We start from the raw sequence: 20042 nt of genomic DNA, 5'->3' as shown, positions 1-20042 counted from the left end.
CCACCGACGCTGCGGGAGGGGCCACGAGATGGGGACGCGTGTCCTGCTCGTCGAGGACGACGAGCGCATCCGTCAGGCCCTCGGGCTGGCCCTGGCCGATGAGGGTTACGACGTCGTGGAGACCGCCACGGGCGAGGAGGCGCTCGAGGTCGTCGACCCCGACCTCGACGTCGTCCTGCTCGACCTGATGCTGCCCGGCATCGACGGCATCGAGGTGTGCTCGACGCTGCGCTCGCGGGGCGACCTGCCGATCATCATCGCCACCGCGCGCTCCGACACCGCCGATGTCATCGCCGGACTCGAGGCCGGCGCCGACGACTACGTCACCAAGCCGCTGATCGCCGGCGAGCTGGCCGCCCGGATCAAGGCGCTCCTGCGCCGGCGGCGTCCCGCGGGTGCGGAGGAGGCGCCGAGCTCGCCGGAGCTGCGGCTGGGCGACCTGGTCATCAGCCCGGGACGCGAGGCGGTCGAGCGGGCCGGGCAGCCGCTGCACCTGACCCACACCGAGTTCCGGCTGCTGGTCGAGCTGGCCACGGCCCGCGGCGACGTCGTCACCCGCGAGCAGCTCCTGCAGCGGGTCTGGGGCTACGACTACTTCGGCGACACCCGCCTGCTCGACGTCCACGTCCGCCGCCTGCGTCGCAAGATCGAACCCGACCCCGACGACCCCACCCTGGTGCTGACCGTGCGCGGCTCGGGGTACCGCACCGGACCATGACCGACCTGCGGCGGCGCTGGGAGTCGGTGTCCCTGCGCTGGCGGGTCGCGCTCGCGTTCGGCGTGGTCACCACGGCCGTCGCCGCACTGCTGTCGGTCACGACCTGGCAGCTCGCGTCGACCTTCATGCTCGACCAGCGGGAGCGGGGCGCGACCAACCAGGCCGTGGTCGACGCGCGTCTCGTCGCCGACAGCCTGGGACGCGGGTCCGCCGACCTGCCCACGCTGCTCGTCGGGCTCACCGGCGAGCCCCGGACCGCCGTGCTGCTGCGGTCCGACGGGCGCTGGACCACCGCGGGGCGGCAGGTCGACGCCGACGGCGTGTCCCCCGCCCTGCTCGCCGTCGCGGCCTCGGGGACACCGGCCCGTCAGCGGCTGGTCCTCGACGGGACCCCGGTCCTCGCGGTGGCGCTGCCCGTGACCGCCGACGGCGACCTGTTCGTCCGGCTCGTCCCCCTGACCGAGCTCGACCGCACGCTGCGGTTCCTCTCGATCGTCCTGGTCGCCGGCACCCTCCTGGCCGGGCTGCTGGGGGTGCTGCTCGGCTGGTGGACCGCCCGGCGGGCCCTCTCGCCGCTGACCGAGCTCACCGACGCGGCCGGACGCATGGCCGAGGGCGACCTGTCCGCCCGCCTCCCGGTGCGGCGCGAGGCCGACCTCGCGCCGCTCGCGTCGCGGTTCAACGCCACCGCCGAGGCCCTGGAGGAACGGGTGCAGCGCGACGCCCGCTTCGCCGGCGACGTCAGCCACGAGCTCCGCACCCCGCTCACCACGATGATCAACGCGGTCGAGGTGCTGCGCCGCCGTCGCGCCGACCTCCCCGAGACCGCCGGGCGCGCCGTGGACCTGCTCGGCGCCGACGTCCAGCGGTTCCACCGCATGGTGGAGGACCTGCTGGAGATCTCGCGCGGTATCCAGGTGCCCGACGGCCACGACCTCGCGCCGGTCGATCTCGCCGTGGTGGTGGAGAACGTGCCGACGTCGCTCGTCGCCGACGCCGTGCTCGAGGTCGTGGACCCGCCGCCGCTCGTACTGGCCGACCGCCGGCGCCTCGACCAGGTCCTCGCGAACCTGTGCGACAACGCGCGGCACCACGGCGGCGGTGCGGTCCGGCTCGGGGTGGTGCGCCGGGACGCGCAGGCGGCGATCGAGGTCGACGACGCCGGGCCGGGTGTGCCGGCAGACCTGCGCGAGCGCGTCTTCGAGCGCTTCACCCGTGGCGCACGGTCCGGGCTCAACGGGGCCTACAGCGGGGGCACCGGCCTCGGGCTCGCGCTGGTGGCCCAGCACGTCCACAGCCTGGGCGGGCGCGTGTGGGTCGAGGACCGCCCCGGCGGCGGGGCGCGCTTCGTCGTCGCGCTCGAGGAGGTGCCGTCGTGACCCGACGCGGTGCCCGGCTGCTGGCCGTCGCAGCGATCGCTCTCGGCGCGACCGCCGCGTGCGGAGTCCGCGCCGAGAGCGACCCCGAACCCCTTCCCCCGACGATCCCGGCGGTGCTCCCGCCCTCGGTCACCCAACAGCCGGCCCCGCCCACGCCGAGCCCGCCGCCGAGCCCGTCGACTCTCCCGCCGTCGGGTGGCCCAGGGTTCTGAGCGACGCCCTGCACGCCCGAGCGTGCCCGCGGGTCAGGCGCCGACATGGCCATCGCCGGCATCGTCAGGTGATCGGCAGCCGCTCGCGTCCGTGTCGGGCCGCGGACGTGCTCACGTGGAGACATGGGTAGCCGCGATGTCGAGGACTTCGACCATGGAGACCAACGGCACGAGCCCGACGCCGGTCGGGGCCTCCTGCTGCTGCGGGGCGCCGTGGCGACCGCACTCGCGGGCCTGCTGATGGCCGCGCTGCTGGCCCCGGTCGCGATCGGCGCGGGGACCGTGCTTGTGCGGGCCGCCTCGGGAGTCGGGGCCACCACCATCGGCGTCCTCGACCGCGCGCCAGATGCGGCCACGGTGGTGACCGACGCGACCGGGGCACCGATGGCCCTGCTCTACCGCCGCTTCCGCCTTCCCGTCGGGCCGGCGGGGATCGCGGACACGATGAAGGCCGCGATCGTCGCGATCGAGGACCGCCGGTTCTACGCCCACGACGGCGTCGACCCGCAGGGTCTCGTCCGTGCGTTGGTGAGCAACGCGGTGCACAGCACGCCGCTGGAGGGCCAGGGTGCCTCGACGATCACCATGCAGTACGTCAAGAATCAGCGGCTCTACACGCTCGCCGACACCGAGGAGGAGCGCCGGGCCGCGACCGCCGATACCGTCTCGCGCAAGCTCACCGAGGTTCGGCTCGCCCACCGCATCGAGGACCGCCTCGACAAGGACACGATCCTGGCCCGCTACCTGGACCTCGTGTACTTCGGCCGCGGCGCCTACGGAGTCGAGGCCGCGGCCCGCACCTGGTTCGGCACGAGCGCCTCCGACCTCACGGTGCCGCAGGCCGCCCTGCTGGCCGGCATCGTCCGGGCCCCGGCAACATACGATCCGATCGAGAATCCCGGTGCGGCACTGGCCCGGCGCGACCAGGTGCTCACCGCCATGACCGAGGTCGGCTCGCTGACCCCAGCACAGGCCGCAGCGGCCCGCGCCGCGCCGCTCGGTGTCGCGCCCGACCCGGCGCTGCCCGCCGAGGGCTGCCTCGGGGCGCGCGAGGGCACCGGCTTCTTCTGCCGCGAGGTCGTCGACCGCCTCACCGCCGCGGGCCTCGACCTCGCCACCGGCGGCTACACCGTGCGCACCACGCTCGATCCCCGGGTCGCGGCCGAGGCCCGCGCGGCGGCCCGGGACGCCATCGACCCAGACGGGGAGGTCGCCGAGGCGGTCGCGGTGGTCGCCCCGCGCCCCGACCGCCGACCGATCCTCGCGCTCGTCGCGAACCGGCCCTACGGCGATGATGCCGCAGCGGGCGAGACGATGCTGCCGATCACGACCGCTCCACTGCGCGGCGCCGGATCGATCTACAAGATCTTCACCGCGGCCGCCGCCCTCGAACGCGAGCTGGTGGCTCCGGACAGCGAGCTCGAGGTGCCCCAGCGCTACACCTCCACCGCCTTCGACGATGCCGGCGACGACTACACCGTCGAGAACCTCGGCGCGTTCGACGACGACCTGACCCTGACCGAAGCCCTCGCCCGCTCCCCCAACACCACGTTCCTCGCCCTGCTCGACCGGCTGGGCAGCGTCGACCCGGTCGTCGACGTCGCCCGCCGCCTCGGCCTGCGCACCACCCTCTCCGCGCCAGGACCGGACGGCCGCTCCCTGGCCGAGCGGGTGCGCGCCGCCGAACAGGCGTCGTTCACGCTCGGACCAGATCCGACGAGCCCGCTCGACCTCGCGAACGTCGCCGCGACGATCACCGCCGGCGGCACCTGGTGCCCACCGACGCTGGTGGCGCGGGTGACCGACCGAGCCGGCCGGGACGTCACCCCACCGGCGCCGCCCTGCGAGCGGGCCGTAGCGCCGGAGATCGCCGACCAGCTACGCACGGCGCTGTCCCAGGACCACGTCGACGGCACCGCCGCCGACGCCGCCGACGAGGCCGGCTGGCAGCGGCCGATGATCGGCAAGACCGGTACCACCCAGCGCTCGGCTTCGGCGGCGTTCCTCGGGGCCACCGACCGCTACGCCGCCGCCGTCATGGCCTTCGCCCTCGACGACTCCGAGCCGGTCTGCGTCGACCCGGTGCGCACCTGCTCCGACGGCGACCTCACCGGCGGCTCCGTCCCCGCTGACACGTGGTTCGACCTCATGACCCCGCTGCACCGAGGGTCCGACACGGTCACGCCCCCCGACCCGTACGGGGACGAGGACTGAGGCACCGGTCCGGCGGGCACGCGTGAGCGTGGCCCGGATGCGCCGGCGACCGCCCCGCACACGCGTGGGGCGAGTCGTGGTGTCGGCCTCGCGGCACCGGCTCCCCGCCTTGGCGGCGGAGGCGGCGTTCTCGCGGCGCTGGCCGTGTTCCCCGGCCTGCTGACCGTCGGCACCGTGGTCGCGCTGGTGCTGCTGGTTCGAGCCCTGCGCTCGGTGCTGCACGCCCTGGCCACGATCGCGGGACGCCGGCCCCGCACCTGGCGTGCCGCCACCGCGCTCGGGGTCCTGCTGCTCATCGGCGGCGCCACCGTCACCGCCGCAGCGGTGCAGGACCCGCTGCTGGTGCTCGACGTCCCGGGTGGACACCTGCTCTGGCGTCTCCTGCGCTGGCCCGTCGTCGTGCTCGCCCTCGTCGCCTGGGCGGTCCTGGTGCTGCGCCTGGGGATGCGGCTGCGCCGAGGGACCTGGCGGGTCTCGCTCACCGGCGCGGCGATCGCCGTCGCGGGGTGGCTCACGGCCAGCGTCGTCTTCCCGGTCTACGTCTCGATCGTGGCCCGTCTCGCGACCGGGCTCGGCGCTCTCGGGGGCGGGCTGATCCTGCTCGTCTGGCTCTACCTGCTGATGCTGTCGCTCTACCTCGCCGCGGAGACGCTGTGCGAGCTCGGCGACGACGGCGCCGAGGACACCTCGCGGAGCCCGCTGTGACCAGCAGCATCCCGCGACACGGAGGTCGCGGGACGCCGTCTTTCGTGGGTCGTGCTCCGGCCCTCGCAGCGGTCGGCGCCAGAGTCGTCGGGGCGTTCTTCGTCAGGGACCGCCCTGGTCCCGGTGCCGATCACGGCCGCGGCTTCGGCGGTTCGATCAGGCGGGTGACCGGGGCTCGCCCGCCTCCTCGTCGCCCGTCACGCCGTGGCTGCGCAGGGACTCGGTGACGCTGCGGGCGACGGCGACGAGAGGGACCGCGATGACGGCACCCGCCACGCCAAACAGCACCCATCCGGCGGTGACCGCCAACAGGATGACGACCGGGTGCAGCTTGACCGCCCGGCTCTGCACGAACGGCTGGAGGAGGTTGCCCTCCACGTTCTGCACCAGGAGCACGACGCCGAGCACGAGGAGGGCGACGACCGGGCCGCGGGTGACCAGCGCCACCAGGACCGCGACGGCCCCGCTGAGGGTGGCGCCCAGCAGGGGTACGAAGGCTCCGAGGAACACGAGCAGGCTCAGCGTGAGCGCGAGCGGCACACCGAGGACGACCAGACCGATCCCGATCAGAACGGCGTCGGCCACGGCGATGACGACCACGCCACGGATGTACCGGCTCAGCGTCTCCCAGCCACGCAGCCCGGCCTCCTCGAGGCGCTCTCGGTGTGCCGCTGGCCCGACGGCGACCACGGAGCGCCACATCCCCGTCCCGTCCTTGAGGAAGAAGAACAGGACGAACAAGGCGATGAGGAGCCCGGAGAGCACCGATATCACCGTGTTCGCGGCGGTGACACCGCTCGGCGCGGCGCCCCGGAGGGCGTCGACGAGCCGGGCGCGCACCTCGTCGACCTGCTCGGGTCGCAGCGCGAGCGGCCCCGTCACCAGCCAGTCGCGGATGCTGTTGATGCTCGCCGTCAGCGACGACGCCAGGTTCTCGAGCTGCCCGCGAATCCGCTGTTCGAGGAGGTACCCGGTGCTTGCGACGGCCCCGACGAGGAACAGCACGCTGAGGCCGGCGGCGAGCCAGGCCGGCAGCACGCGGTGCAGCAGGCGGGCGAGCGGGGAGAGCAGCGCGGCCAGGAGCAACGCCGTGGCCACCGACAACGTGACCAGGGCCAGCTGTAGGGCGATCCACCCGAGCACCCACACCGTCGCACCGATGACCAGCAGGCCGGCGCAGACGACGACGGCGCGGCGGAACCATCGCGGGACGAGCTCGCGCTCCGCGTCCTCGACGCCGGCGCCGGTCATGTCCGGCTCCCGCGCGCCCACAGGAGCAGCGGGACGGCGGCCAGTACAGCTGGCCCGATGACGAACCACATGGCGTTGTATCCCTGGGTGGCGGGGAAGAGCGGGGCGGCCAGCGATACCGCGGCGCCGACGGCGAGCGGCCCGAGCAGGCAGCCCGCGCCGCGGCTGAGCAGGAAGAGACCGGCGGCGCCGCCGTGGTGCTCGGCGGGCAGCACCTGCATCAGCGCGGAGTAGTTGAGGGTCATGACCACCCCGGCGCCCGCTGCGGGTAGGGGGACGAGCGCGATCATCCACGCGCTGTGGGAGAAGCCGGCGCCGATCAGACCGGCTCCGTACACGGCCGAGGCGACGGCGAGCACGCGCCGGTGCCCGACGGTGTCGGCGACTCGCCCCGCGAGGGGTATCGCAACGACGAGACCGAGCGCGACGAGGGGGAACACCACTCCGGACACGAAGCTGGCGCTGCGCCCGAGCCCGACCGTGAAGAACAGGACGACGAACGCTTTGAGGCCCTGGAGGGCGACGTTCCACAGCAGGGTCGCCCCGAGGACGACCGCGACCTCCCGATCACGTACGAGGCGGACGACCGCCCGTAGCCCGCCCGGCGAGGCTGCCGCATCCGCCAGCGGCTCCCGACGGGAGGACCAGAGGCCTGCGAGGAGCGCGACCGTGCCGATCGCCACGGCGCCGGCCGCCACGAGGAACACCGCCGGCGCCCACAGGTCGAGCAGGAAGCCGCCGCCGACCAGGGCCGCCCCCAGCCCGGCGAAGCGCCAGGAGGAGGCTGCGGTCCGGGAACGGCCGCTGACCTGCTTCGGGACGAGGTCGGGGTAGAGCGCCTCGTAGGGCGTCAGGTACGCGAAGTGCCCGACGAAGTACGCGGCGGCCCCGACGATGAGCACGGTACGGTTGAGGTCGGTCGCCACCAGCAGCAGTCCGGTCAGACACAGCGGCACCGCGACGAGTACGAACCAGAGCCGGTGGGCCACCGAGCGCGCCGCCCGGTCGTTGGCCAAACCCACCAGCAGCGGCAGGACCAGCCCCGCGGCCCCTTCCCCGCCGATGACCAGGCCCGTTACGAGCGGGCTCGACTCCGCTCCCAGCAGGCTCGGCAGGTAAGTGGTCAGCGCCGTGATGGCGAACGTAGTGCCGAACGCCGGGGCCCCGAGCACGATCAGGAACGGCCACCGGACGCGTCGGTCGACCTCGCCCTCGACCGCGCGATTAGGCTCCGCGCCGCGGATTGGCCTCGTCACCAGCACCTCGCTCGACCCGTCGTCGGCCGGACATTCTCCCTTCGGAGACCACCTGCTCCAGCGCGCGGGTTGCCGACCGCCCGGTGGCCGCAACCTTGCGCAGGCCTGACGATGCGGGTCCTTCACCGGTGGTCCTTGCCGCCCGCCGCCGATCGCCGACGCCTCCGCCACGCCCTCGACCTGGCTCACCCTCTGGCCGGGGGTGTTCTCGTCGCGGCCTGCTCTCGGTGGTCGACCTGTGATCGACATCTGTGGCGCCGGTGACGTCAACAGGCGGGATCACGGAGCCGGTCCGACGTTTCGAGGCGCTCAACGGGAGGCCACTGACCTCGCGGGCCGACCGCTGCTGGGGCACCTCCGCGGGAGCCGTTGGCGGTTGCGGAGGACGTTCACGAGTCGCCGCCGCCGTCGTCGCGGCGGGTGTCGGTGGCACTCGGGGTGCGCCACCGGGGTGCCGGCCGCACGCTAGATGACATGGCCGCGGGCACCGAGTCTTCCTCCTCAGCGCCACGATCGTCGGCCCCATGTCCCGAGAGGACGCCCCCCGTCAGTAGGTCATCGCTGATGCGGCGACGTGGAGGTCTGGTCCCCCTTCTCCCGAGCGTCACGGGCCTGCTTCGCGGCCGGCGCGCGCTCCTCGTCGTACTGGTCCTCGGGCGTCTTGGCGTTCTCCTGGGCGTGCTGGGCGGCGCGGGGCGCCTCGGGCTCGGTCATGATCCACCTCGCTGTAGGTCATCGGAGGGCGCAGTCACTCGTGGCGATACCTAGGCAGGCCGCGTCGCTGCGGGAAGGTCGGGCGCGGTAGGTAGGGCACCGCGGTGACGGTGGTCCGGCCGGTGACGGCGGCGTCTCTCGATCCGCCGTCGTCGGGATCGTGCGGCGCATCGGTCTTCGTGCTCCGCTGCTCCTCGTCGAGCGCTGGGTGCCGTCGGCCCGGAACCGCGCCGGTAATGGACGATCCCCGCTCGCCGCGCGGACGAGGGCACCCCCGAGAGCGCGTCGCACCGAACGGCGGTGCACGTGCGGTTCCTTTCTTCGGTGTCGTCCCCGAGTTCACCTGTGCCGCACCCCATCGCGCTAGCGACACCGTCGGACGTCAGGGAATCGCAAGTCGAGCCGTGCTCACCCGGCGCTACCCCGGGCATCCATCCCCGTGGGCAGTGTGCTGTCGCCGAGGGGGTGCCGCTCCGAACCTCCCCGACTAGGAGGAGATCGAGGATGAAGGGGCCGCTCTCGCCACTCGAGCACCAGCGCCGTGGCGTCGTCCTCGAGGTCACCGCCCGCCGCGGGAGCGCAGCTCGGCGACGAGCCAGGAGGGCAGGTCACGGGGTGCGCTGCTGCGCTCGAGCCGGTGGGCAAGCACGTCGACCCCGAAGACGCGGCCGACGGAGTCACGGGCCGCGGCGACGCCGTCGGAGAGCAGCATCAGCACGTCGCCGGGGCGGAGGTCGACGGGGCCGGCGTCGTAGCGCGTGCGGTCGAGCAGGCCGAGGGGCTCGTGGCCGTTGCCGAGGTCGAGCAGCTCCACCTCGTGGTCACGACGACGCAGGGCGATCGGCGAACCGGCGTGGACCGCCGTGGCTGTGCCGGCGACGAGGTCGATCTCGAGCAGGACGACGTCGACGGCTGCGTGTCCGTGGTGGCGGTCCCACAGCGCCTGGTCGGCCAGCGCCGCCTGCTCCGCGATCGACAGGCCGCTGCGCCGGGCGTTGCGGAGGGCGGCGAGGGCCAGGTCCCCGACTTGGGTCGCGACGAGTCCGCGCCCGGCGGCGTCGAGCAACACGACGGTCAACCGGTCGCCGTTGAGCGACCAGTCAAACAGGTCGCTGGTGACGCGCGGCGCAGGCTCGACGAGAGCGCGGAGGGCAAATCGGTCGGTGGCGGTGTCCGCGGGCGGCAGCAGGTCCCACTGCAGCTCCGCGGCGATGCTGTACTCGTAGGTGCGCCGGGCCAGCTCCAGCGCGTCGGTCGTGGTGGCCGCCTGCTGGAACAAGACTGCCAGCGTCCGACCCAGCCGCCGCCAGTCGACCGACCCGAACGCGCCGGCCGCCACGTCAGACGCCAGCGGGGTGGCCGGACGCACGATGGAGAGCACCCCGACCGTGTGCCCGTAGGCCTCGAGCGGGACGTGGTGGACGTCTCGCTCGTTCACCCTGTGACCGAGCACGACACCGGCGTGGAGCGCCTGGGCGGCCGGGCTCGTCCGGGCGTCGAGATGGGGCTCGGCGGGCGCCTGTGTCGCGTCCCGCACCGCGGCAGCTGCGAGGTGGAGGCGCTCCCGCCGCCGGTCGAGCATGTGCACCTCGACGCGGTCGGCGTCCAACACCGAGCACAGCCACGACATCGCGGTGGGCGCAGCACGGTGCCCCGGGACGTCGAGCACCCGGTCGACCAGCTCCGCCGCGACCTCCCGCGGGGTCGGTGTCACCGCCCCGCGTCCTCCGGGTCCTCGTCGGCGCGGGCAATCACCGACTCGTAGGCGCGAGCGAAGCCCTCCGCGCCGAGCAGGAGCGCGTCGCGCTCCGCCGGAGTCATCGCCTCGGTGACACGCTCCAGCGCCTGTGCGCGGGCGTCGGCGAGATCGGACAGGACCGCGCGCCCGGCCGACGTGAGATCGAGCCAGGTCGCCCGCCGGTTGTCGGGCGCGACCTCCCGCGTGATCAAGCCCGCGGCGGTGAGGCGGTCACTGATCCGGCTCGCCGTCGAGGGCGGCACCCCGAGCGCGTCGCCCAGGGCGGTCACCTTGGCGCCCCCCAGGTGATCGAGTGATTGCAACGCGCGCAGGTGGGACGGCGAGACGTTCTCCTCCATGGCGCTCAGGACGCCGACGCTCAGCTCGAGCAGCCCCCGCAGGGCGACCTCCAGGCGACCGGCGAACGTCGCAGCGATGCCCTCGTCGGCCCGCCCCGTCCCGTCCACCGTGGCGCTCCCCGCTGCCTCACCCATGGCTCCATGGTCCCACTGTGTGATCTCCCGCCCGGCGGCCACGCCCGCACTCGATGTCGTGCACCTTGCACGACCGACTGGTGCGGCGACAAGCAGCGCGCACGTCACCCGCCGCGTGCCGCCCACCACGCGGCGAGGGCGAACGCGGCGGCCACCACGGCACTCACGAGCGCACCCCGTCGATGGTCGCGGCCGAGCGCCGCCAGCCCGACCATGCTCGCCGCGTGGACGCCGTCCGCCATCGCGCCGACCCCCGGCGTGACCCACCGCGGCGCGCCGAGCCCGGCCAGTCCATGCAGGACGTGGCGGGCGCCGAGCACCCGGACGACGGTCTCCGTCCGGCCGTCGGCGGCGGCCACGTCGGCCCGGGCCGCGACGGCGGGGCGTAGCAGCAATGCCCCGCCGTGGACGACGTGCCCGGTGTGCAGGAGGTCCGCGCGCACGTCGCGTGTGGTCATGGCGCGGCCCGTCCGCGCCGGCCCAGCAGGGCGCCCACCAGGGCGGCGGCGCCGGAACCGGCGCCGAGGAGCGCGCGGCGGTGCCTCGAGGCCCACGTCTGCGGGTCGTGGCTCCACGCCTCGTCGTCGAACGGCCCGTGGGCGCCGGCGTCGGTCTCGGCGTCACGTGGTGCGTCGAGGTTCGAGCCGCGCCGGGGCAGGTCCTCGCTGGTTTGCTGGCCCGCCACCCCGTAGCGGGCGAGGTAGAGGTCGACGAGCTTGGGCGCGAGGCGCTCGCCCAGGATCGTGTAGAAAGTGGCGAGCCCGACCCACATGGAGCGGCGGGGGTGCTCGGCGAGGAAGCGGATCGCCCGAGCCGCGACCTCCGGCTGCCACACCGGCGCCACCGGCCGGGGGTGGCCCTCGACCCGGGCGAGGTTCCAAGTGAACTGCGGCGTGTTCAGCCCCGGCAGCTGCACCGTGCACACCCGCACGCGGCTCTTCTCGTGCGCCAGCTCGGTGATCACCGACTCGGTGAACCCCTTGATTGCGTGCTTCGCGCCGCAGTAGGCCGCCTGCAGCGGGATCGAGCGGTCGGCCATCGCCGAGCCGACGTTGATGACCACCCCCCGGTCGCGGGGCCGCATCCGGGCCAGGGCGGCCCGGGTGCCGTGGACCTGCCCGTAGTAGGTGACGTCGGTGACGCGGCGGAACTCCTCGGGGGTGGTGTCCCAGAAGAAGGCCAGGGAGCCGACGAAGGCGACGTTGATCCAGAGGTCGATCTCGCCGAGGTCCTCCTCCGCCTGCTGTGCGGCCCGTTCGACGGCGTCCGCGTCGGCGACGTCGCACACGACGGGCAGCGCCCGCTGGCGGGACGCCTTCACGTCGGCGACGGCGCCGTCGAGGCCGGCCTGCCCCCGGGCCAGAACGGCGACGTCGTAGCCCGCCGCGGCGAGCTCGCGAACGGTCGCCCTCCCCACCCCGGCGGTACCCCCGGTGACGACTGCGGTCCTGGTCATCGTTCCTCCATCCGATCGATCGTGGGTCCGGCCTCGAGCGGCGTCAGCACCGTCGCGGCCTCGAGCAACAGGGCGTGGACGAAGGCCTGCGGCAGGTTGCCGCGCAGCTGGCGCTGGGTGACGTCGAACTCCTCGGTCAGCAGGCCCGGTGGCCCGCAGGCCGAGCGGCCCCGTTCGAAGAAGTGCCGGGCGCACAGCGCGTCGCCCTGCTGCTGGCAGGCCAGCGCGGTGATGAAGTTGCAGAGCAGGAAGGCGCCCTCGGCGTCGCCGAGGGGACGGTCGTCGACGCGGAACCGGTAGGCGTAGCCCTCGCTGGTCAGCTCGCGCAGGTAGGCCGCGAGGGTCGCGCCGCTGCGCGGGTCGTTCGCCGGGGTCGCGCCGCGAACCGCGGCGAGCAGCAGGGCCCCGTCGGGGCGGGGATCGTCGGCGGCGCGCTGCCAGCGCCCGCTCGGGTGGGTGGAGGTGCGGGCGGTGCGGGCCAGGATCGCGTCGGCGAGCGCCGACCAGCGTCCGGCCTCGCCACCGCCCACCACGGCGGCGACGGCGCGCAGCCCGGCCACGCAGACCAGCCGGCTGTGGGTCCACTCCCGGTCCTCGAGCTCCCACACCCCCGCGTCGGGCTCGGTCCAGCGCTGCTCGATCGCCGCGACCGCGGTCTCCACGGCGCGCCACCCCTCGGCGTCCAGCCGGTCCCGCTCCGCGGCCGAGGCGAGCAGCAGCAAGAGCTCGCCGAAGGCGTCGAGCTGGAACTGGTGGCCGCCGCGGTTGCCGACCCGGTCGCCCCCGCCGGGGTAGCCGCGCACCCCGAGGTGGACCTCGTCGGGCACCGGGCCGCCGTCGACCGCGTACGCGGGCGCGAGCCGGGGTCCGTCGTCGAGCAGGCGGGCGCCGAGGAAGCACACGGCGTCGTCGAGGAGGTCGTCGAGCCCGGCGACGGCGGCTGCGCGCCCGGCGTAGCACTGGTCGCGCACCCACGTGTAGCGATAGTCGAAGTTGGCCTGGCCGCCGGGCCGCTCGGGCAGGCTCGTCGTCGCCGCGGCCACCATCGCCCCGGAGCCGGTGGTCATGCCGCGCAGCACGGCCGCGGCGTGGGCGGCGTCGCGCGGCGCGGCCCCGATCAGCCGCGATGACGCCGGAACGCTGGCGTGCCAGCGGGTCTCGGTCTCCCGCCAGGCCAGGTCGGAGTCGGGGGCCAGGTCGGGCAGCTGCGGACCGACCTCCAGCACGAGGTCGTGGTGGCGCCCGGGCGGGACGACGAGGTCGAGCTCCAGGCGGGTGCCGCCGCCGGCCGTGACCGGGACCGCGTCGCCGGCGCCCCGCCACCGCAGCCGCAGGTCGCCGACCCGGCCGGTCCAGCAGCCGTCGTCGTCGCGGCGGAGGTCGGTGAGCGGGTGGCGCCCGTACTCGCCGCGCGGGTCGAGCACGACGTGCACCGACGCCGGCACGTCGTCGGCGAGCACCCGGCGCAGCAGCACCAGCCGGGTCGTGTCGGCGGGCAGGGCCAGGGCCTCCCGGCTCTCGACAGGGCCGCCGTCCGTCATCCACCGGCTGCGCCAGATCAGCGATCCGTCCTCGTAGTGCCCACCCCACACGTAGCGCTCGGTCGGCGTCAGGTCGTAGTGCCCGGGCGCGCCGAGGAGCCGACCGAACACGGCCGGCGAGTCCCAGCGCGGGGCGCACATCCAGACGACGTCGCCGCGAGGGCCGAGCAGCGCGCCCCGCTCGCCGTCGGCGAGCAGCGCGTACTCGCGCAGCACCTGCGGCGAGTCGAGGGTGGCCGCGGCACCGTCGGGTGCGCACACGGGCGGGGCCTGTTCCTGGGTGGTCACGTCGATCTCCCGTGGTGTCGAGGTCGTAGCGGCGGAGGGCCGTCAGGCCACCCGGTAGGGCTCAAGGTCGGCGGCGCGCAACGCCAGTCCGTGGCCGAGCCGGGCGCGGTCCGGGCGCAGGGTGCCGTCGTGCTCCGGGCTCAGGACGCCGTCGAAAGCACGGGACTCGATGCGCACGTGGTCGTGGAAGTACTCGAGGTGGCGCAAGTGCCACACGGCGGTGCCGGCGTGCGCGCTGACCTGGGGGGCGCAGTGCAGCGAGAGATCCAGGCTGCGCGCGTCGCACAGGGCGGCCACGCGCGTGAGGGCGGTGTAGCCCCCGCAGCGGGTGACGTCGGCCTGCAGGCAGTCCACCGCGCCCGCGGCGAGCATCCGGTGGAAGTACGGCAGGTCGTAGCCGTACTCCCCCGCCGCGACGTCCAGCCCACCGGGTCCGTGGTCGCGGACGAGGGCCAGCCCCTCGAGGTCGTCGGAGCTGACCGGCTCCTCCAGCCACGTCACACCGCGGTCGGCGAACCGCCCGGCCCACCGGAGAGCCTGCTTGCGGGTGTAGGCGCCGTTGGCGTCGACCAGCAGCTCGACGTCGTCACCCACGGCGTCGCGGGCGACGTCGAGGCGGTGCTCGTCCTCCCCCGGGCGGCGACCCACCTTGATCTTCACCGACGTCATGCCCTCGTCGACCCAGCCCGTCAGCTGGGTGCGTAGCTGGTCGTCGTCGTAGGAGGTGAACCCGCCGCTGCCGTAGACCGGCGTGGCCTCGTGCACCGCGCCCAGCGCCACCGACAGCGGGACCTCCCGGACGCGGGCGTGCAGGTCCCACAGGGCGATGTCCACGGCGGAGATCGCCTCGGCGACCACGCCGGGGCGGCCGAGGTTGCGCACCGCGGCGTGCATCGCCGCCCATGCGGCCGGCACCGCGAGCACGTCGCGCCCCCGCACGACGTCGGCCAGGGCGCTCTCGACGACCGCGGCGACCGGCGAGCCGGCGTAGGTGTAGCCCAGGCCCGTGCACCCGGCCGCCCAGGCCCGGACCACGACGATCGTGGTCGCGTCCCAGGTCAACGTGCCGTCGGACTCCGGCGCGTCCGTGGGCAGCGTGTAGGCCGCCACGTCCAGCCCCTCGAGGGGCACCTCCGTCTCCACGTCCCAAGTCGTACCACGTGCACTTCCTTCTCTAAACACGTCGTGCGTTATGCACGAAACGGTGTCATGCTGGGGTATCGACCGGAGGGAGAGGGACCGATGCTCGTCGCGGACTTCGTTCTCGACCGCCTGCGCCGGTGGGGCGTCCACCGCATCTACGGCTATCCCGGGGACGGGATCAACGCGCTGCTGGGCGCCCTCGACCGCGCCGACGGCGACCCGGAGCTGATCCAGCCACGCCACGAGGAGATGGGCGCGTTCATGGCGAGCGCCCACGCCAAGTTCACCGGCGAGCTGGGGTGCGCGATGGCCACCTCGGGCGGTGGCGCCATCCACCTGCTCAACGGGCTCTACGACGCCAAGCTCGACCACCAGCCGGTGGTGGCGATCGTCGGCCAGCAGAAGCGGATCGGGCTGGGGTCGGCGTTCCAGCAGGAGATCGACCCGAACACGCTGTACAAGGACGTGTCGTCGGACTTCGTGCAGACCTGCATGCACCCCGCGCAGGCCCGGCACCTGGTGGACCGGGCGTGCAAGGTCGCGCTGACGAACCGCACCGTCGCGACGATCATCATCCCGGAGGACGTGGCCGAGGCCGACGCGATCCCGTCGCCCCCGCGCGAGCACGGCGCCGTGTTCTCCGGCGTGGGATGGAGTCGACCGCGGGTCCTGCCCGACCCCGGCGAGCTGCAGCGCGCCGCGGACATCCTCAACGCCGGCGGCAAGGTCGCGATGCTCGTCGGGCAGGGCGCCCAGGCGGCCGGCGACGAGGTGATGGAGGTGGCCGACGTGCTCTGTGCCGGGGTCGCGAAGACCTCGCTGGGCCGCGTCGAGCCGGCCGATCACCTGCCCTACGTCACCGGACCCATCGGCCTGCTCGGCTCCACCGCCAGCGACCACATGATGAAGAACTGCGACACGCTGCTGCTGGTCGGCACGGCCTTCCCCTACGCGGAGTGGCTGCCCGAGGAGGGCCAGGCCCGCGGCGTGGAGATCAACCTCGACGGTCGCATGATCGGCGTGCGCTACCCGATGGAGGCGAACGTCGTCGGGGACGCCCGGGAGACCCTGCGCGCGCTGCTGCCGCTGCTCGGGCGCAAGACCGACCGCTCCTGGCGCGAGGAGCTCGAGCGCGAGGTGGACGAGTGGCACCGGGTGCTCGACGACCGCGCCCACGACGACGCCGACCCGCTCAACCCGGAGCGCGTCGTCCAGGAGGCCTCGCAGCGCCTCCCCGACGGTGCGATCGTCACCACGGACGCCGGGTCGGTGGCCAACTGGTGGGCGCGCCACCTGAAGCTCCGCCGCGGGATGCAGGCCTCCCTGGCCGGCAACCTCGCGACGATGGGGCCGGGCACCCCGTACGCGATCGCGGCGCGGTTCGCCTTCCCCGACCGGCCGATCATCGCGTTCGTCGGCGACGGCGTGTTCCAGATGAACGGGATGCTCGAGCTGATCACCGTCAAGCGCTACCGGGAGCGCTTCGAGGGCGCGCCGCTGGTGTTCTGCGTGTTCAACAACCAGGACCTCAACCAGGTCACCTGGGAGCAGCGGGCCATGGCCGGCGACCCGAAGTACCCCGGGAGTCAGTGGATCCCCGACGTCCCCTACGCCGACTACGCGGAGATGCTGGGGCTGCGCGGCATCCGGTGCGACAGCCCGGACGACATCGGCAAGGCCTGGGACGAGGCGCTGTCGTCGCACGGCCCTTGCGTGCTCGAGGTCATCGTCGACCCCGAGATCCCGCCGGTCCCACCGCACCTCATGGCCGAACAGGCGAAGAAGGCCGTGAAGGCCGTCGCGAAGGGCGACCCGGAGACGCTGGGGATCGCCGAGAAGGGTGCGCAGCAGAAGGTGCACGAGTTCACCGAGTCGATCAAGTCGCACCTCCCGGGGGGTGGCCGGTGATCGTCGACCTGGACGTCCCCCGGGTCCGTCGGCCCGGGCCGGCCGACGACACGGCCCGGCTGGAGGCCGATCTCCGGCGCCGCGTCGACGGCGAGGTGCGCTTCGATGCCGGCAGCCGGGCGGCGTACTCGACCGACGCGTCCAACTACCGCGAGGTCCCGATCGCCGTTCTCGTGCCGCGGACGGTCGACGCCGCCGAGGTCGCGGTGGCGGTCTGCCGCGAGCACGGGGTGCCGATCCTGTCGCGCGGCGGCGGCACCAACCTCGCCGGCAGCACCACGAACACGGCCGTCGTCATCGACTGGACCAAGTACTGCCACCGGCTGGTGTCGCTCGACGTCGAGGAGCGCACCGCCGTGGTCGAGCCGGGCGCGGCGCTCGACCCGCTCAACGGCCAGCTCGCCGAGCACGGCCTCGGGGTCGGGCCCAAGCCGTCCACCCACGCGAGCTGCTCGATCGGCGGGATGATCGGCAACAACTCGTGCGGCTCCACGGCGCAGGCCTACGGCAAGATGGCCGACTCCGTCCGCCGCCTGGAGATCCTCACCTACGACGGGTTGCGGTGCTGGGTCGGCCCCACCTCCGACGAGGAGTACGAGCGGATCCTCGCGGCGGGCGGCCGGCGCGCCGAGCTGTACCGCGGGCTGCGCGACCTGCGGGACCGGTACGCCGAGGAGATCCGGGAGCGCTACCCGGACATCCCGCGGCGGGTCTCGGGCTACAACCTCGACGCGCTGCTGCCCGAGCAGGGGTTCGACGTCGCCAAGGCCCTCGTCGGCAGCGAGAGCACCCTGGTCACGGTGCTGCACGCCGAGATCGCGCTGTTCCCCACCCGGTCGGCCTCCGCCCTGGTGGTCCTCGGCTACCCGGACGTCGTCGCGGCCGCCTCCGACGTCCCCACGGTGGTCGCGCACGGGCCGTCCGCGCTGGAGGGCATCGACCACCGCCTGGTCGAGCTGGAGCGCAACGAGTCACTGGCCGACGAGGCCATCGCCGAGCTCCCGCGGGGCGAGTCCTGGCTCATGGCGCAGTTCTCCGGCGACGACCAGGACGCCGTCGACCGGGCCGCGCAGGGCCTGGTCGACGAGCTGCACCGCCGCGACGATCCCCCGAGCGCGAAGATGCTGGACCAGCCGCTGTCCGAGCAGCAGCTCTGGGAAGCCCGCGAGGCGGGCCTCGGCGCGACGGCCTATCCCCCGCTCGGTGCCCCCACCCACCCGGGTTGGGAGGACGCGGCGGTGGCCCCGGAGCAGCTCGGGGACTACCTGCGCGACTACCTCGACCTGCTCCGGCGCCACGGCCTCGGCGAGACCGCGGTCTACGGGCACTTCGGCCAGGGCTGCGTGCACTGCCGCATCCCCTTCGACCTCGGCACGGCGGGCGGCGTCACGGACTTCCGGGCGTTCCTCGTCGAGGCAGCGCAGCTCGCCGCGTCGTACGGCGGGTCGCTCTCCGGCGAGCACGGCGACGGGCAGGCCCGCGGCGAGCTGCTCCCGATCATGTTCGGCGAACGGATCGTGGAGGCGTTCGGCGAGCTCAAGGCGCTGTTCGACCCGGGCGAGAGGATGAACCCCGGGAAGGTCGTGCACCCGCGGCGGCTCGACGCCGACCTGCGCGAGGGCAGCGACTACCGGCCCTGGGAGCCGGAGACCTTCTTCGACTACCCCGACGACTCGCACCGGTTCTCGGCCGCGGTCTCGCGCTGCGTCGGCATCGGCCACTGCCGAGGGCACGAGAGCGGGGTCATGTGCCCGAGCTACCGGGCCACCCGGGAGGAGGAGCACTCCACCCGCGGCCGCTCCCGGGTGCTGTTCGAGATGATGCGCGGCGAGGTCATCACGGACGGCTGGCGGTCCACTGAGGTGCGTGACGCCCTCGACCTCTGCCTGGCCTGCAAGGGCTGCAGGAGCGACTGCCCGGTGAACGTCGACATGGCCACCTACAAGGCCGAGTTCCTCTCCCACCACTACGCGGGGCGGGCCTGGCGGCGGCCCCTCGGGCACTGGTCGATGGGCTGGCTCCCGCTCTGGGCTCGCCTCGCTACCCGGACGGCGCCCCTGGCTCGCCTGGTCAACCGTGTCACCGCGACGCCGGGCCTGTCACGGCTGGTCAAGAAGGCCGGCGGCGTCGCCCCGCAGCGGGAGATCCCGGCCTTCGCCGAGGAACGCTTCGTCACCTGGTTCGCCCGGCGCACCCCGCAGGTCCCCGCGGAACCGCACCCGCGGGGCCGGGTGCTGCTGTGGCCGGACACCTTCACCGACGCGTTCCACCCGGCGATCGCGCGCGCGGCCGTCACCGTCCTCGAGGCCGCGGGTTTCGAGGTCACCGTGCCCGACACCGAGGTGTGCTGCGGCCTGACCTGGATCTCCACCGGTCAGCTGCCGGTCGCCCGCCGGGTGCTGCGCCGCACGCTCGAGGTGCTGCGGCCCCAGCTACGGGACGGGACGCCGGTCCTGGTGCTCGAGCCCAGCTGCGCCGCGGTGTTCCGGTCCGACCTGCCCGAGCTGCTGCACGACGACGAGGACGCCCACCGCCTGGCCGCGCAGACGTACACGCTGGCCGAACTGCTCCAGGCCAGGGCCCCGGACTGGAGACCCGTGACCCGTCTCGACCGGCGGGCGGTCGCCCAGCCGCACTGCCACCAGCACGCCGTGCTCGGCACCGACGCCGACCAGGCCGTGGCGGCGCGTGCGGGTGTCGACCTCGAGGTGCTCGACGCCGGCTGCTGCGGCCTGGCGGGCAACTTCGGCTTCGAGGACGGCCACTACGACGTGTCGATGGCGTGCGCGGAGGACAAGCTGCTGCCGATCCTGCGCGACACCGCCCCCGACACGCTGGTGATCGCCGACGGCTACAGCTGCCGCACGCAGATCGAGCAGTCCGACGTGGACCGCACGCCGGTGCACCTCGCCGAGGTGCTCGCGGCCGCGGTTCGCGGGTGGCGCCCGCGCGAGGACCATCCCGAGCGGGACCTCACCCGGCGTACCTCGTGAGGCGGAGTCGTCCCTGCGGTGACCCGAGGACG

General features: G+C 74.1%; 15 protein-coding genes. 6 read left to right on the top strand and 9 right to left on the bottom strand.

Going from position 1 to position 20042, the window contains the following annotated elements; translation table 11 throughout:
- Positions 1–28 precede the first annotated feature (28 nt).
- From PH189_RS06755 to PH189_RS06740, 4 genes are all read left to right on the top strand, one after another.
- Positions 29–718 (top strand): response regulator transcription factor, encoded by a 690-nt coding sequence (locus tag PH189_RS06755; RefSeq protein WP_274187987.1) that lies wholly within the window; start codon positions 29–31, stop codon positions 716–718.
- A complete protein-coding gene (locus PH189_RS06750) occupies positions 715–2097 on the top strand; it encodes a sensor histidine kinase (RefSeq protein ID WP_274187986.1) in 1383 nt (460 codons plus the stop codon). The genes PH189_RS06755 and PH189_RS06750 overlap by 4 nt, the downstream gene beginning before the upstream one ends.
- 335 nt (positions 2098–2432) lie before the next feature.
- A complete protein-coding gene (locus tag PH189_RS06745; protein WP_274187985.1) occupies positions 2433–4523 on the top strand; it encodes a transglycosylase domain-containing protein in 2091 nt (696 codons plus the stop codon).
- Positions 4524–4667: 144 nt separating this feature from the next.
- The gene (locus tag PH189_RS06740; RefSeq protein WP_274187984.1) at positions 4668–5228 is read left to right on the top strand and encodes a YhjD/YihY/BrkB family envelope integrity protein; all 561 of its coding nucleotides are present in this window, start codon (positions 4668–4670) and stop codon (positions 5226–5228) included.
- A gap of 156 nt (positions 5229–5384) precedes the next feature.
- On the opposite strand, the gene PH189_RS06735 is transcribed toward PH189_RS06740, so the two are convergent.
- The 9 genes from PH189_RS06735 to PH189_RS06695 form a co-directional block, all read right to left on the bottom strand.
- Positions 5385–6479, bottom strand: coding sequence for an AI-2E family transporter (locus tag PH189_RS06735; protein WP_274187983.1), 1095 nt, complete (start codon positions 6477–6479; stop codon positions 5385–5387).
- Positions 6476–7735 (bottom strand): MFS transporter, encoded by a 1260-nt coding sequence (locus PH189_RS06730; protein ID WP_274187982.1) that lies wholly within the window; start codon positions 7733–7735, stop codon positions 6476–6478. Before PH189_RS06730 ends, PH189_RS06735 begins: the two co-directional genes overlap by 4 nt.
- A gap of 555 nt (positions 7736–8290) precedes the next feature.
- Complete coding sequence (locus PH189_RS06725; protein ID WP_274187981.1) at positions 8291–8449, bottom strand: hypothetical protein; 159 nt, start codon at positions 8447–8449, stop codon at positions 8291–8293.
- A 559-nt stretch (positions 8450–9008) separates the two neighbouring features.
- The gene (locus tag PH189_RS06720; RefSeq protein ID WP_274187980.1) at positions 9009–10163 is read right to left on the bottom strand and encodes a PP2C family protein-serine/threonine phosphatase; all 1155 of its coding nucleotides are present in this window, start codon (positions 10161–10163) and stop codon (positions 9009–9011) included.
- Positions 10160–10681, bottom strand: coding sequence for a MarR family transcriptional regulator (locus PH189_RS06715; RefSeq protein WP_274187979.1), 522 nt, complete (start codon positions 10679–10681; stop codon positions 10160–10162). The genes PH189_RS06720 and PH189_RS06715 overlap by 4 nt, the downstream gene beginning before the upstream one ends.
- A gap of 104 nt (positions 10682–10785) precedes the next feature.
- Positions 10786–11139, bottom strand: a complete 354-nt coding sequence (locus PH189_RS06710) for a hypothetical protein (protein ID WP_274187978.1) — start codon at positions 11137–11139, stop codon at positions 10786–10788.
- A complete protein-coding gene (locus tag PH189_RS06705) occupies positions 11136–12137 on the bottom strand; it encodes an SDR family oxidoreductase (protein WP_274187977.1) in 1002 nt (333 codons plus the stop codon). Before PH189_RS06705 ends, PH189_RS06710 begins: the two co-directional genes overlap by 4 nt.
- The gene (locus PH189_RS06700) at positions 12134–13966 is read right to left on the bottom strand and encodes a glycoside hydrolase family 15 protein (RefSeq protein WP_274187976.1); all 1833 of its coding nucleotides are present in this window, start codon (positions 13964–13966) and stop codon (positions 12134–12136) included. The genes PH189_RS06705 and PH189_RS06700 overlap by 4 nt, the downstream gene beginning before the upstream one ends.
- Positions 13967–14008: 42 nt before the next feature.
- The gene (locus tag PH189_RS06695) at positions 14009–15109 is read right to left on the bottom strand and encodes an enolase C-terminal domain-like protein (protein ID WP_274187975.1); all 1101 of its coding nucleotides are present in this window, start codon (positions 15107–15109) and stop codon (positions 14009–14011) included.
- Positions 15110–15208: 99 nt separating this feature from the next.
- Between PH189_RS06695 and PH189_RS06690 the strand changes: the two genes are divergently transcribed.
- Together PH189_RS06690 and PH189_RS06685 are read left to right on the top strand one after the other, a co-directional pair.
- Positions 15209–17017 (top strand): thiamine pyrophosphate-requiring protein, encoded by a 1809-nt coding sequence (locus tag PH189_RS06690; protein WP_274187974.1) that lies wholly within the window; start codon positions 15209–15211, stop codon positions 17015–17017.
- Positions 17017–20010 carry an FAD-binding and (Fe-S)-binding domain-containing protein gene (locus tag PH189_RS06685; RefSeq protein WP_274188017.1) on the top strand — a complete coding sequence of 998 codons (2994 nt, stop codon included), beginning with the start codon at positions 17017–17019 and terminating at the stop codon, positions 20008–20010. Before PH189_RS06690 ends, PH189_RS06685 begins: the two co-directional genes overlap by 1 nt.
- The last annotated feature ends 32 nt before the right edge of the window (positions 20011–20042 follow it).

This window comes from Actinomycetospora chibensis, assembly GCF_028737215.1.
GTDB classification, from domain to species: domain Bacteria; phylum Actinomycetota; class Actinomycetes; order Mycobacteriales; family Pseudonocardiaceae; genus Actinomycetospora; species Actinomycetospora chibensis.
This window is presented reverse-complemented; position numbering and strand designations above follow the sequence as displayed.